Consider the following 14,510-nt stretch of genomic DNA (forward strand, 5'->3'; position numbering starts at 1 on the left):
CGCAGAATGTGCCGCTCCACCACTCGGCACACCACACCATGTCAAACACCACCCGCACTGAACACGACCTGCTCGGCGACCGTGACGTCCCCAATGACGTCTACTGGGGCATCCACACCCTGCGCGCCATCGAAAACTACCAGATCACCGGCCGCCACATCAGCTCCTACCCCGAGCTCGTCAAGGCACTGGCCCTGGTCAAGCGTGCCGCCACGGTCGCCAACTGCCAGCTCGGCCATCTCGACCCGCAACGCGCAGACGCCATCACCGCCGCCTGCCGCGACATCGAGGACGGCAAGTTGCACGACCAGTTCGTGGTGGACGTCATTCAGGGCGGCGCCGGCACCTCGACCAACATGAACGCCAACGAAGTCATCGCCAACCTGGCGCTCGAGAAGTTGGGCAAGGCCAAGGGTGACTACGCCGCGCTGCACCCGCTCAACCATGTCAACATGTCGCAGAGCACCAATGACGTCTATCCGACGACGCTGAAGCTGGCAATTGTGTTTGCCATTCAAGACTTGCTGAGCGCGATGGCCGCACTCCACGACGCTTTCTCGGCCAAGGCGACGGAGTTCTCCAGCGTGTTGAAGATGGGCCGCACCCAATTGCAGGACGCCGTGCCGATGACGCTGGGTCAGGAGTTCATGACCTACGCCATCATGGTGCAGGAAGACATGGCCCGCCTCGAAGAAGCGATTGCGCTGATCCAGGAGGTCAACCTCGGTGCCACCGCCATCGGCACCGGCATCAACACCGACATCCGCTACGCCAAGCTCGCCACCGAGCTGCTCTCCGAATTCTCCGGCGTGCGTCTGGTGCCCGCGCACAACCTCATCGAAGCCACGCAGGACACCGGCTCGTTTGTGCAGCTCTCCGGCGTGCTCAAGCGCGTCGCCTGCAAGCTGTCGAAGGTCTGCAACGACCTGCGCCTGCTGTCGTCCGGCCCGCAAGCCGGCTTCAACGAGATCAACCTGCCCGAGCGCGCCGCCGGCTCGTCCATCATGCCGGGCAAGGTCAACCCGATCATCCCCGAAGTGGTCAATCAGATCGCCTACGAGGTCATCGGCAACGACATGACCATCACCATGGCCTCCGAAGCCGGCCAGCTTCAGCTCAACGCCTTCGAGCCGATCATTGCCCACTCGCTGTTCAAGAGCATCGAGCACCTGGCCGCCGGCTGCCGGACGCTGACCGACAACTGCGTGGTCGGCATCACCGCCAACGTTGAGATGCTGGCCGAGCGCGTGCGATGCTCGGCTGGCCTGGCCACCGCGCTGAACCCGCATATCGGCTACGAACACTCGACCTGGGCAGCGCGCGAAGCATTGCGCAGCGGCCGCAGCGTGGCCGAACTGGTACTCGAAAAAGGGCTGATGACACAGGCCGAGCTCGACGACGCGCTGCGCCCCGAGGTGCTGACCGCACCGCGATCGCACTGATCTAAAACTCACCCACACCTCATCGGCGAGACCCATTCGCGCCGACTACACTGTCTTTCGAGCCGGCCTGACGGGGAGCGCCTTGTGCGTGTCCGGCCGGCTCACTTTCTTCAAACCGCGCCAGAAAGGCTCGCCGCGCGCATCATAAAAAAACGCCACCGGCAGGGAACTGCGGGTGGCGTTTTTGGTGTTGCTACAGGTCAGCCGAAGCTGACCTGATCAGGCTTGCGGTTCAGGCATCAACCGTATCAGCCACTTCCTGGAAGGCTTCGATCTGGTCGAAGTTCATGTAGCGGTACACTTCGCCGGCCTGGGCCTTGAGCGACTCAACCTGCGCCATGTACTCCGACGGCGTCGGGATCTTGCCAGTCAGGGCGCACACCGCGGCCAGCTCGGCGGAACCGAGGAAGACCTGGGTGTCGATACCGAGACGGTTCGGGAAGTTACGCGTCGAAGTCGAGATGGCGGTCGAACCCTTGCGGATCTGCGCCTGGTTGCCCATGCACAGCGAGCAGCCCGGGGGCTCCATGCGCGCACCGGTCTTGCCGAGGGTGGAGTAGTAACCTTCTTCGGTCAGGATCATGGCGTCCATCTTGGTCGGCGGGGCCACCCACAGGCGGGTCGGGATGTCCGACTTGCCTTCGAGCACCTTGGCCGCAGCACGGAAGTGACCGATGTTGGTCATGCACGAGCCGATGAACACTTCGTCGATCTTGGTGCCGGACACTTCCGACAGCAGCTTGACGTCGTCCGGGTCGTTCGGGCAGGCCACGATCGGCTCGGTGATGTCGGCCAGATCGATGTCGATCACAGCGGCGTACTCGGCGTCAGCGTCACCCGACAGCAGTTCGCCGTTGGCGATCCAGTCTTCCATCGAGGCGATGCGACGCTTGAGGGTGCGTGCATCCTCGTAGCCATTGGCGATCATCCACTTCATGAGCGTGATGTTCGAGTTCATGTACTCGACGATCGGCGCTTTATCGAGATGCACCGTGCAACCGGCAGCGGAGCGCTCGGCGGAGGCGTCGGTCAGCTCGAATGCCTGCTCGACCTTGAGGTTCGGCAGCCCTTCGATTTCGAGAATGCGGCCGGAGAAGATGTTCTTCTTGCCCTTCTTCTCGACCGTCAGCAGACCCTGGCGGATGGCGTACAGCGGGATCGCGCTGACCAGGTCACGCAGGGTAACGCCCGGCTGCAGCTCGCCCTTGAAGCGCACCAGCACGGATTCGGGCATGTCCAGCGGCATCACGCCGGTGGCGGCGGCAAACGCCACCAGGCCGGAACCGGCCGGGAAGGAAATGCCGATCGGGAAGCGGGTGTGCGAGTCGCCACCGGTACCGACGGTGTCGGGCAGCAGCAGACGGTTGAGCCAGGAGTGAATCACGCCGTCACCCGGACGCAGCGACACGCCGCCACGGGTGGACATGAAGCTCGGCAGTTCGCGGTGGGTCTTGACGTCGACCAGCTTCGGATAGGCCGAGGTGTGGCAGAAGGACTGCATCACCAGATCCGCCGAGAAACCGAGGCAGGCGAGATCCTTGAGCTCGTCGCGGGTCATCGGGCCAGTGGTGTCCTGGGAACCGACGGTGGTCATCTTCGGCTCGCAGTAAGTGCCCGGACGCACGCCCTGGCCTTCCGGCAGGCCACATGCGCGGCCAACCATCTTCTGGCCCAGCGAGAAGCCCTTGCCGGAGTCGGCCGGGTCTTGCGGCAGGCGGAACAGCTTGGAAGCCGGCAGGCCCAGCGCTTCGCGTGCCTTGGCCGTCAGGCCGCGACCGATGATCAACGGAATACGGCCACCGGCGCGCACTTCGTCGAGAATGACCGCGGTCTTGAGCTGCGATTCGGCGATTTGCGTGCCGTTCTTGAAGGCGGTGACCTTGGCCGTGGCCTGGTCAACCTTGAGCTCGACCTCGTCGCCCATGTTCATGTCGCCGCAATCGATCTCGATCGGCAGCGCGCCAGCGTCTTCCATGGTGTTGAAGAAGATCGGGGCGATCTTGGAGCCCAGGCACACGCCGCCAAAACGCTTGTTCGGCACGAAGGGGATGTCTTCGCCGGTGAACCACAGCACCGAGTTGGTGGCGGACTTGCGGGACGAGCCGGTACCGACCACGTCACCAACATAGGCGACCAGGTTGCCCTTGGCGCGCATGTCTTCGATGAACTTGACCGGGCCGCGTACACCGGCTTCTTCCGGCGTGATGCCTTCGCGCGGGTTCTTCAGCATGGCCAGCGCGTGCAGCGGGATGTCGGGGCGGGACCAGGCGTCCGGCGCCGGCGACAGGTCGTCGGTGTTGGTTTCGCCGGTGACCTTGAACACGGTGACCTTCATCGAGGCCGGCACTTCCGGACGGCTGGTGAACCACTCGGCGTCGGCCCAGGACTGCATCACGGCCTTGGCGTTGGCGCTGCCCTTCTCGGCCAGTTCCTTGACGTCATGGAAGTAATCGAACATCAGCAGGGTCTTTTTCAGGCCCTCTGCGGCGATGCCACCGACGTCTGCATCGTCGAGCACGTCGATCATCGGCTTGATGTTGAAACCGCCGAGCATGGTGCCCAGCAGTTCGACGGCCTTGGCGCGCGAAATCAGGCCACAGGCGAGCTCGCCCTTGGCGACCTGGGCCAGGAACTCGGCCTTGACCTTGGCGGCATCATCCACACCGGCAGGAACACGGTAGGTCAGGAGCTCAACCAGGAACGCTTCTTCACCGGCGGGCGGGTTCTGAAGCAGTTGAACCAGTTCTTCGGTCTGCTGCTTGTCCAGCGGCAGAGCGGGAATGCCAAGCGCTTCGCGCTCGGCGGCATGCTGACGGTAGGCTTGTAGCACGGCGATATCCTTCCTGTAACACAGTGGCAGGGCGCCCCAAAACAGCGGACTTTGGGGCAAACGATCGAATTATATATCTTTTATAAGACTCAGTTTGGACGAAGCGACTTACGGCACGCTTACGCACCTGCAGCAATTGTAGCGCGCTTGCCGCGCCGGCGTAACGCCTGCGGGAACACCGGGGCGTATCCCGGGTCCGACTTGCTCCAATGCTGCATCCGCCAACCGATCGGAGTCCGTCATGGCCACGCCGCTGCACAACACCCTCTCGCGCTTTACCACCCCATCTGGCCAGACGGCCCGGTTCCACGACATTCGTGCACTGGGCCCGGTCGATCGTCTCCCCGTCTCGATCCGCATCGTGCTCGAAGCGGTGCTACGCCAATGCGACGGGAAACGGATCACGTCGGAGCATGTGCAGCAACTCGTCAACTGGCAGGCCACTGCCGAGCGCACCGAAGAGATCCCGTTTGTGGTCGCTCGCGTGGTGCTGCAAGACTTTACCGGCGTGCCCCTGCTGGTTGACCTGGCCGCCATGCGCAACGTGGCCGAGGCCATGGGCAAGCCACCCAAGCTCATCGAACCCATGGTGCCGGTCGATCTGGTGGTCGACCATTCCGTGCAGGTCGATTTCTACGGCACCCCAAACGCACTGCGCCAGAACATGGACAAGGAATTCGAGCGCAATGCCGAGCGCTACCAGTTCATGAAGTGGGGCATGCAGGCCTTCGATACCTTCAAGGTGGTGCCGCCGGGGATCGGCATCGTGCACCAGGTCAATCTGGAGCATCTCTTCCACGGCGTGCGCTCCAGCGGTGACGACCTGTATTACCCCGACACCCTGGTCGGCACCGACTCGCACACCACCATGATCAACGGCGTCGGCGTGGTCGGCTGGGGCGTGGGCGGCATCGAGGCTGAAGCGGCCATGCTGGGCCAGCCGGTGTACATCCTCACGCCCGACGTGATCGGCGTCGAACTGACCGGCGCGCTGCCCGAAGGCACCACCGCCACCGACCTGGTGCTGACCGTGACCGAGATGCTGCGCCGCGAAAAAGTGGTCGGCAAATTCGTCGAGTTCTTCGGCGCGGGCACCGCCAGCCTGTCGGTCACCGACCGCGCCACCATCGCCAATATGGCCCCCGAGTACGGCGCCACGATGGGCTTCTTCCCCGTCGACGAAAAAACCGTCGACTACATGCGCACCACCGGCCGCAGCGACAAAGACTGCGAGCTGTTCGAGGCCTACTTTCGCGCGCAAGGCATGTTCGGCATCCCCGGCCACGACGAGATCGACTACACCCGCGCGCTGCAGCTCGACCTGACCAGCATCGTGCCCTCGCTCGCCGGCCCCAAGCGCCCGCAAGACCGCATCGCCATGCCCGCCATGCGCGAGCGCTTCGAGGCGCTGTTCGTCGCCCCGGCCGCCGACAACGGCTTTAACCGCAGTTCCGAGGCGCTGGCCAAGCGCTACCCGACCACCCTGCCCGGCGTCGACCTGGGCCATGGCGACATCCTCATCGCCGCCATCACCTCGTGCACCAACACCTCCAACCCGGCAGTGATGATCGCCGCCGGCCTGCTGGCGCAAAAAGCGGTGGCGCGCGGGCTGCACGTCAAGCCGCATATCAAGACCTCGCTGGCGCCGGGCTCGCGGGTGGTGACCGACTACCTGACCCGCGCCGGCCTGATCGAACCGCTGGCCGAGCTGGGATTTGCGCTCGCCGGCTACGGCTGCACCACCTGCATCGGCAACTCGGGCGACCTGGCGCCGGAGCTCAACGCCGCCATCGCCGAGCACGATGTGGTGGCCGCCGCGGTGCTCTCCGGCAACCGCAATTTCGAAGCACGCATTCACCCCAACATCCGCGCCAACTACCTCGCCTCGCCGCCGCTGGTGGTGGCCTATGCATTAGCCGGGCGCGCCAACATCGACCTCACCTCCGAACCGCTGGGCACAGCGGAAGACGGCACCGCCATATTCCTCAAAGACCTCTGGCCGACCTCGGATGAAATCAACGCCGTGCTGCCCTTTGCGCTCGATCCGGCCACCTTCCGCAAGCGCTATGCCGACTTCTCCGGCGACGTCGATCTATGGACCGACATCCCCGCCCCGACCGGCGATGTCTATGCCTGGCCCGAGTCCACCTACATCGCTCAGCCGCCCTTCTTCGAAGGCTTCGACATGACACCCCCGCCGCTCACCGACATCACCGGCGCCCGCGCCCTGATGCTGCTCGGCAACTCGGTCACCACCGACCACATCTCGCCCGCCGGCGCCTTCGGCGAGCCGACACCGGCCGGTCAGTGGCTGCGCGCGCACGGTGTCGAGCGCGCCGAGTTCAACTCCTACGGCTCGCGCCGCGGCAACCATGACGTGATGATGCGCGGCACCTTCGCCAACGTACGCATCAAGAACCTGATGCTGCCCGCCGACGCCGACGGTGGACGGATCGAAGGCGGCTTCACACTCTTCGACGGCGAACAGACCACGGTCTTCGACGCCGCCGAGCGCTACATGAAAGCCGGCACGCCAACGGTGATCTTCGCTGGCGAGGAATACGGCACCGGCTCCTCGCGCGACTGGGCGGCCAAAGGCACGCAACTGCTGGGCGTGCGCGCGGTGGTGGCGCAAAGCTTCGAGCGCATCCACCGCTCCAACCTGGTCGGCATGGGCGTGCTGCCCTTGCAATTCACCGACGGCGCCAGTTGGCAATCACTCAAGATCGGTGCGGACGACCGATTCGACATCGTCGGCGTCACCGACGCGCTGGCCCCCCGCCAGACCGTCACGCTGCGCATTCATCGCGCCGCGGGCGGCACCGACGAAGTGCCCCTGCTGTCGCGGATCGACACCGAGGTGGAGGTCGCCTACTACCAGCATTGCGGCATCCTGCCCTATGTACTGCGGGAGATTCTGGCAGACTGACGCGCTCGCCATTTCGCCCGGCCCGCGCCATGAAAAAAAAGCCCACCCCCTGCCCCTGCGGGCGTCCCGCCACCTTTGACGCCTGCTGCGGGCCGGTCCTCGCAGGCGAGCGGTCCGCCGACACGCCCGAGACGCTGATGCGTAGCCGCTACACGGCTTTCACGCGCGGCGACGCGACCTACCTGCTTGCCAGCTGGCACCCGGACACCCGCCCCGACAGCCTCAGCCTGAACGATGAGCCCCCCATGCGCTGGCTCGGGCTCACAATCGCTTCCGCCCCGCCAACCGATGGCGATGTGGGCACGGTGACCTTCATCGCGCGCTATCGCAGCGGCGGTCGCGCTGGGCAGATTCGCGAGCGAAGCCGCTTCCGCCGCCAAAACGGACGCTGGTTTTATGTTGATGGCGAGTTTCAGGACGACTGACAGCGCACCCGAGCGGTGCCTATAATCAGGCTTTGCCGCCATCCGGAGCGCCCGCGCATGAATCTCGAGAAGGTCATCTTCGGCTTCTTCATCGTCCTCGCCGCCACGCTCAACTTTGGTTTCTTTGTCGGCGACCTGAGCAACCCCGAACACCACGACATCTACGAACTGTTCGCTGCCATCGTGGTGAACCTGATTGCCACGGTGCTCAAGTTCGGTGATCGCACCCAGATCGGCGCGGTGCATCTATCCACCTCACTGGTGGCCGACCTGCAACTGATCGCGGCGGCCATGGTGTGGGGCTACGGCGCCCATGTGGTCGGCACCGGCATGACACCGGACATCACCGCCAAGGTCGTGTCGCTGTCGGGCGGCGCGCTGTTTGCCAACGTGGTGTCGGTCATCATCCTGATCGCCGAAACCATCATGCAGCGTCGATGACGCCAGCCGGCCACCAGAGCACGCTGTTTCTCGCCCTGCGGCGGCTGCGCGCGCCGCTGCTCACGCTCATTGTCATCTTCTCGGTATCGGTACTGGGGCTCACCCTGGTGCCGGGCGTCGACGGCGAGCAGATGAGCTTTTTCCACGCCTTCTACTTCATCAGCTACACGGCCACCACCATCGGGTTCGGCGAAGTGCCCGAGGTGTTCTCCGAGCAGCAGCGGCTGTGGGTGACGATCTGCATCTACATGGCGGTGGTCGGCTGGGCCTACACCATCGGTTCGGTCTTTGCGCTGTTGCAGAACCAGACCTTCCGCAATGCCGTCGACACGGCGCACTTCGCCCGCCAGGTGCGCCGCATCCACGAACCCTTCTATCTGGTCTGCGGATACGGAGAAACCGGCCGCCTGGTATGCAAGGCGCTCGACCGGCTCGGCGAGCGGGCGGTGGTGGTCGAGCATGACCCGATCAAGGCCAGCGAGCAGGAGCTGCACGGCTATGTGACCGACATCCCCTGCCTGACCGCCGATGCACGCCTACCCGAGACGCTGCGCTTTGCCGGCTTGACCAACCGGAATTGCCGCGGCGTACTGGCCCTGACCGACGACGACAACGCCAACCTGGCCATCGCCATCTCGGCGCGCCTGCTGGCACCCAAGCTGCCCGCCTTGTGCCGCGCCAGCTCGGCTGACGTGGCGGCCAACATGGCCTCCTTCGGCACCCGCCACATCATCAACCCCTTCGCCAAGTTCGCCGAATACCTGGCCCTGGCGCTGCATGCGCCCAATACCTACCACCTGCTCACCTGGCTGACCGGCCTGCCCGGCAGCGCGGTCGAACGCCATCGCGACCCGCCGCTCGGCAAATGGGTGCTGTGCGGTTACGGCGGCTTCGGCAAGATTCTGGTCGAGGCCTTCGACCAGGAAGGCGTGCCGGTGATCATCATCGACCGCGACGCGCCCGACGGCCACGGTCACCGCGTGGTGCGCGGCGACGCCACCGGCGGTGCCACGCTGGAGCGGGCCAACATCCAACAGGCGGTGGGCATCGTCGCCAGCACCGGCAACGACATCGACAACCTGTCGATCGCCGTCACCGCACGCGAGCTGAATCCGGACCTGTTCGTGATCCTGCGCATGAACGCCTATGCCAATCACGCATTGTTCGACGCCTTTGAATCCGACGTCACGGTGGTGCCGAGCGAGATCATCGGCCATGAGTGCCTGGCGGTGCTGACCACGCCGCTGCTCGAACCCTTCCTGGCCGAGATCGCCACCAAAGACGACGCATGGTCCGCCGAGCTGGTCGAGCAACTGACCGACCGCTTTGGCTGGACGGTGCCCGCCGTCTGGAGTGTGCGCCTCAATCTTCGGCGTGCGCCGGCGCTGTACCGGCACCTGATGCGCAACAGCGGCAGCGTGTGCCTGGGCGACCTGCTGCGAAATCCGCATGACCGCGCCGCCGCACTCGAAGCTGCAGTGTTATACCTGCGCCGCGATGACGACGACCACATCATCCGGCCATCACCGGACGAAATCATCCGCCCGGGAGACCGCTTGTTGCTGGTCGGCCTGCCGGCCGCAAGGCGCGACTTCGCGCTGACGGTGGCCAACAGCCACACGCTCGACTATGTACTGACCGGCGCTGACCGGCCCGGCGGCTGGGTATGGGAGTGGTTAGCCGAGCGCCGGCGGCGTGCCGCCGACGCCGGCTGAGCGCGGCACCAGCGCCTCGAGAATCTCGGCGGGCGTCACCGGCTTGAGCAGCAGGGCATCAAAGCCCGACGCCAGCACCTGATCGCGCAGCCCGTCCACCCCGTAAGCGGTATAGGCCACCACCCTCAACCAACCGCCGCTGTCGGCGGCGCGCAACTGGCGGCAGACCTCATAACCACTCATGTCCGGCATGGTCAGATCCAGCAACACCACATCAAAGGCATCGCTGGCCGCGAACGTCAGCGCCTCGGTGCCTGTAGCCGCTTCGACAACCTCATGCCCGACACGCCCCAGGACGACCGCAGGCAGCTTGCGATTCACATAATCATCATCGACTATCAGGATTCGCATGCGTCGCTCTCGTGAATGGATCGCTTCGAAGATTTGCAGTTTGCCTGAAGTTGACCGTAACCGGCTTGCCGCCTCGACACAAATCGCTATCATCCTAGAAACCGAAAAGGTTCGCATGTTCAATACCTTGCTCATGGGCACAAGCGGTCAACTGCGGCTTCTAGGATCATGAGCCGGCCATGACTGCCCCGCCCGCCCCATCCGACCTGAGCCTTGATACCATCGACCGTCGTCTTGGCGAGGCATACGCATGCGGCGCGCTGCAACCGATCGAAACCGATCAGGTGCAGCTGCGCGACCGCGGCGCGCCCTTTGTCGTCAAGTGGATCGCCCGGCGCGACGGCCAGGTGCACCGCCACAAACCCACCCGCTCAGCCACCCACAACCCCTTCCTGCCGCCCGAGGCCACACTGACGCTCGGCGCCATCGGCAAGCATCATCTGGTGTTGTTGAACAAGTACCCGGTGATGGCGCGCCACCTGCTGATCGTGACGCGCGACTTCGAAGCGCAGACCCGGCCCATCTCCGACGACGACTTTGCTGCGCTCGGCGCGATTCTCGCGGCGCACGGCGGGCTGGGTTTCTACAACGCAGGCGAGCGCGCCGGCGCCAGTCAGGACCATAAACACCTGCAATGGATTCCCGACCTGCCGCCGCTGGCGCAGCGCGTCTCCGAGCAGCCGGACGACACCGTCGCGCGGTTCGGGTTTCGACACGCTTTCGCGTCACTCCCCACCGCCCTCTGGTCGTCCGACGGGCTCGGCTCCGGTCTGGGGCAGTGTTATCGCACGCTGCTCACGCAACTTGGCATCGCACCGGCGCGCGCGGATCTGCCGCCATACAACCTGTTGATGACCCGCGAATGGATGTGCGTGATCCCCCGCTCGGTCGAGCGCTGGCAGCACATGTCGATCAATGCCCTCGGCTTTGCCGGGTCCTTGTTCGTCAAATCCCGGGATCAACTCCAAGCGCTGACGGAGACCGGCCCGCTTGAGGTGCTCAGGGCCGTCGCCGAAGCGCAAGACTGATCAGGCGGCCGTCGGCAGAATCCAGGGTTCGATCGCCGGCAGACCAATCAAGGCCCGCAGCTCGTCGCACTTGGGATTGGGTGTGCCATCGACGAAAAACACCGGAAACTCACGACACGGCGTGGGCCGGTTCTCGTAAATGCTGCACGACACCGCTTCACCAACCACGCCCTCGAGCGCACTGCACCGGCGCGGCATCTGATTGCTGCCTTTCATGCAACGCATATGATGGTTGAGCTTCTCGGTCATGTGGGCCGGCACAAAGCCGCCGGGGGCGTCATCCGCCTCGGCCCAATAGAACGAGATACGGAAGTGGGTGCAGCAAATGCCGCACTCAAGACACGGGTTCGGTTCTGTCATGTCCAACACACGCAATGGAAATGCCGGCATGCACCACGGGTACACACCGCCAAATCGACGACGCCTCGCGCCTGCTGGACTGTGGCCGCCCGGACGGGCACCACGGGGGGCTAATTGTGACTGCGATCCATCGATTCCGGCGCGCGGATTATATCGATTTCTGCCTGAAAAACAATGGCTTCCCGACCTGTTTACGGTTCTTTTCGGCGCACGGCGAAACTGCGCCTGGCGTCTTCCTTGAACGCATAGTCAATCCGGCCCCCACGCACGACGCCGAGCACCAGCATGTTCTCGGTAATCGCGTCATGATCCTCCGGCGTAAAGGGGCGGATATAGGTCGTCACCACGCCTTCCACGCCGCGGTTCAGTTGCTCCAGCGCCAGGCGGATCCGGTTGCCATCGGTATCGCCTGCCAGCGACATGGCATTGAACAAGACCCGCATGGCGTCGTAACCTTGCGCCGCCGACATGGCTGACTCCATGGCATCTTTTCCGAAACGGGTCGCGAACTCGCTGACAAACTGCCGATGCCGGGTGTTTTCACTGCCCGGAATGAAGGACTGAACGGTCATGACACCATCCCCGGCCGGCCCGGCCTGATCGAGAAAATTGCGCATCGACACCGTCCAGCTGGCGAACGTGGGCACCGTCCAACCCATCTCGAGCTTGGTTTTTGCAATCGCCGCCAGCTCGGGGCCGATGCCATACATCACCAGGGCCTGGGCACCGGCGGCACGCACCGCGTCGAGCTGGGCGCGCATGTCGCGGTCGCCAATGCCAAAACGCTCGACCCGCACCGGGGTAACGCCATGCGTGGCCAGCGCCTTGACCAGGTCGCCCATCTCGGCTTCGCCGTAGCCGGTGTCGTCAGCCACGATGCCGATCTGACGCAAACCCCGCGCCTCAACCAGATGCCTCGCCAGAAAGGCGTTTGACACACCGGTGCGCGGCGACATGCGGAACACGTAACTGGCTGGCGCATTGGGCGGCGCAAAACGCTGAGTGACCTCAGAGCCGGTCGACACCGCCACCACCAACGGCACTTTGGCGTTCTGATACACATCGATGGACTTGAGCGCCACACCGGTATTGACGATACCCACCGTGGCCACCACCTTCAGCTTGCCGACAAGCTCCTCCGCGATCTCCAGCCCCTTGGCCGGGTTGGCCGTATCGTCGCGCTCGATCAGTTCGATCTTGCGCCCCAGCACCCCACCAACATAGGTATTGATTTCGTCGACCGCCATGCGGATGCCAAGGCGCATGCTGTTGCCCATGGGCGCACTACCGCCGCTGAACGGGCCAGACAGGCCGATCTTGATGGTGTCTTCGGCGTGCACAGGACTCGCGGCGAGGCCGAAGGAGAGACACAGGGCCAAAAGCAGGCGGCCCCGGTGTCGTGGGAAAAGCGGTGTGATCATGAATTGTCTCCGTCATGCCGCCACTTGTGGACATGACGGTCGTCGTCGAGTGTAGGCGGTCGACGGACCGACACCCGATCAGGATTTTCCCCATCAGGGAAAACCCGTGATAACACGAACTTTTCGAAGACCCGGCCCTCAGCAGCCGGCTTGAGTGATGCGAGCGGCGCTCAAGCGTCCAGCGATCTGGGCGACGGCGCACCGGCCGCCGCGGTGGCATGCGGCACTGGCGGCAGGCCGCAGTCCTCACGCAATTGACGCATGGCGCGCACGGCGGTGGCCGTGGTGGTCAGCCATTCGATGCGCGTGTCGTCATCCGCGGTGTCCACCTCATCGTCAGCCCACGGTGCCATGGCTTGTTCGATCAGGCCTTCAAAGGTCGCGGCATCGTGACCATCAAGACCGTCTGCCCAGTCTTCGGCCCAGAGGCTCAGTCCGAGCTCAAAGCCGGTCATCCATTCATCCCCCAGGCGCGTGCCGTCGGGCTCCTCGTCGCTGCCATAGAAAAACGGCGCCCACCCTTCGGGATCGCCCAAGGTTTCGACCAGTTCATCGTGGTAGCGCAAGACCAGGGAGAGGACTTTTTGCACCCCGGAGCCGCGCATGTCGACATCGGACTCCGACCACACCGACGGCAGCCACTCGACGGGCTTCAGGGGCGTGGGCGCAACGATCACGCCAGCCAGGTAGCCATCGAGCATCTCAAGGCTCATGCAGTCATCGGGAACGGAATCCGACGCAAGCAGCGCCTCAAAGGCATCCATTTCCGATTCGCTCAGGCAAACAGCGTCCTGTTGCGTGGTGTTCATGCGCCTCTCCTAGGATATTGCCGGTAGCCACCGGCGCCCGACAGCATGCCGCAAGACAGCAACGCCCGCAAGAACAACTCAGCCCGCGGCATCCAGATCAACCACGGCGCGGTACAGCGGCTGCCCCGAGTCGCGGTACTTGCGCTCGAACGGGGTCAGCGGCGCCTTGGCTTCAAAGGTTTCCCATGCCACCGGCCGACCAATCAGCAGGCTCAGCGCGATCGCGTACTCCTGGATATACACCCGCCAGTTGGTACGGCATTCAAGCACGCCCCCCAGACGCGGCAGCGTCGGGAATACCGAATGTGCGTGCCAGCGACGTCCAAGGTGGCCAATTTTCGGCCACGGATTCGGGTACAGCACGTAATGCCGGGCCAGACGCAAACCCGCCTGCTCCATCAAGCGCCAGAAATCCAGCAGATCAGCACGTACCAGCACCATGTTTTTCGGCATCAACGCGTCCGGATAGGGCTTGCGCCGCGCCAGCCGGTCGGCCGACTGATCGACGCCGATCACCCAGTGATCCGGATACGCACGCGCCAGGGCAATGGTGCTGTGCGCCACGCCGCAACCCGCATCGAGAATCAAAGGCGCGGACGCGTCCCATCCGGACATGGCCACATCAAACGCGGCGCGGTTGTACTGCGCGAACGGCTTGGCGAAAGGGCGCTCGCGATGACGCTCGACCTGACGAACCAGATCGCCATGCACAGCCTCCTGGGCACTGGTCGGAATCCGGGAATTGGCGTAGCTCATGGT

Annotated in this window: 12 protein-coding genes; 6 read left to right on the forward strand and 6 right to left on the reverse strand. The window is 64.4% G+C overall.

Annotated features, from left to right (window positions below; genetic code table 11):
- The first annotated feature begins 38 nt into the window (after positions 1-38).
- The gene (gene aspA, locus FHP91_RS06725) at positions 39-1,442 is read left to right on the forward strand and encodes an aspartate ammonia-lyase (RefSeq protein WP_144308852.1); all 1,404 of its coding nucleotides are present in this window, start codon (positions 39-41) and stop codon (positions 1,440-1,442) included.
- 232 nt (positions 1,443-1,674) lie between these two features.
- Here aspA and FHP91_RS06730 read toward each other — a convergent pair whose 3' ends face one another.
- Positions 1,675-4,272 carry a bifunctional aconitate hydratase 2/2-methylisocitrate dehydratase gene (locus tag FHP91_RS06730; RefSeq protein WP_144308853.1) on the reverse strand — a complete coding sequence of 866 codons (2,598 nt, stop codon included), beginning with the start codon at positions 4,270-4,272 and terminating at the stop codon, positions 1,675-1,677.
- Between the two features lie 241 nt (positions 4,273-4,513).
- Here FHP91_RS06730 and acnA point away from each other — a divergent pair, with 241 nt between their 5' ends.
- From acnA to FHP91_RS06750, 4 genes are read left to right on the forward strand one after another with little or no spacing between them, the layout of a single operon-like run.
- Complete coding sequence (acnA, locus tag FHP91_RS06735) at positions 4,514-7,201, forward strand: aconitate hydratase AcnA (protein WP_144308854.1); 2,688 nt, start codon at positions 4,514-4,516, stop codon at positions 7,199-7,201.
- A 29-nt stretch (positions 7,202-7,230) separates the two neighbouring features.
- Entirely contained in the window at positions 7,231-7,626 is a 396-nt protein-coding gene (locus FHP91_RS06740) for a YchJ family protein (RefSeq protein ID WP_144308855.1), read from the forward strand.
- Between the two features lie 57 nt (positions 7,627-7,683).
- Positions 7,684-8,067, forward strand: coding sequence for a DUF6394 family protein (locus FHP91_RS06745; protein WP_144308856.1), 384 nt, complete (start codon positions 7,684-7,686; stop codon positions 8,065-8,067).
- Positions 8,064-9,782: a potassium channel family protein gene (locus FHP91_RS06750; protein WP_144308857.1), complete on the forward strand. Its 1,719-nt coding sequence runs from the start codon at positions 8,064-8,066 to the stop codon at positions 9,780-9,782. The genes FHP91_RS06745 and FHP91_RS06750 overlap by 4 nt, the downstream gene beginning before the upstream one ends.
- Here FHP91_RS06750 and FHP91_RS06755 read toward each other — a convergent pair.
- Entirely contained in the window at positions 9,744-10,133 is a 390-nt protein-coding gene (locus tag FHP91_RS06755) for a response regulator (protein WP_144308858.1), read from the reverse strand. The two genes, FHP91_RS06750 and FHP91_RS06755, sit on opposite strands and share 39 nt — an antisense overlap.
- 179 nt (positions 10,134-10,312) lie before the next feature.
- On the opposite strand from FHP91_RS06755, the gene FHP91_RS06760 reads away from it, so the two are divergent.
- On the forward strand, positions 10,313-11,161 hold the full coding sequence (locus FHP91_RS06760) for an ATP adenylyltransferase family protein (RefSeq protein ID WP_144308859.1): 849 nt from the start codon (positions 10,313-10,315) through the stop codon (positions 11,159-11,161).
- Here the strand turns inward: FHP91_RS06760 and FHP91_RS06765 are convergent, their stop codons facing one another.
- From FHP91_RS06765 to trmB, 4 genes are all read right to left on the reverse strand, one after another.
- Positions 11,162-11,521 carry a YkgJ family cysteine cluster protein gene (locus FHP91_RS06765; protein ID WP_144308860.1) on the reverse strand — a complete coding sequence of 120 codons (360 nt, stop codon included), beginning with the start codon at positions 11,519-11,521 and terminating at the stop codon, positions 11,162-11,164.
- A gap of 191 nt (positions 11,522-11,712) precedes the next feature.
- Entirely contained in the window at positions 11,713-12,942 is a 1,230-nt protein-coding gene (locus FHP91_RS06770) for an ABC transporter substrate-binding protein (protein ID WP_144308861.1), read from the reverse strand.
- Between the two features lie 170 nt (positions 12,943-13,112).
- Complete coding sequence (locus FHP91_RS06775; RefSeq protein WP_144308862.1) at positions 13,113-13,751, reverse strand: UPF0149 family protein; 639 nt, start codon at positions 13,749-13,751, stop codon at positions 13,113-13,115.
- A 78-nt stretch (positions 13,752-13,829) separates the two neighbouring features.
- Positions 13,830-14,507 (reverse strand): tRNA (guanine(46)-N(7))-methyltransferase TrmB, encoded by a 678-nt coding sequence (gene trmB, locus FHP91_RS06780; RefSeq protein ID WP_144308863.1) that lies wholly within the window; start codon positions 14,505-14,507, stop codon positions 13,830-13,832.
- Positions 14,508-14,510: the final 3 nt, after the last annotated feature.

It is taken from the genome of Denitromonas halophila (genome assembly GCF_007625155.1).
In the GTDB taxonomy this organism is placed as follows: Bacteria; Pseudomonadota; Gammaproteobacteria; order Burkholderiales; family Rhodocyclaceae; genus Nitrogeniibacter; species Nitrogeniibacter halophilus.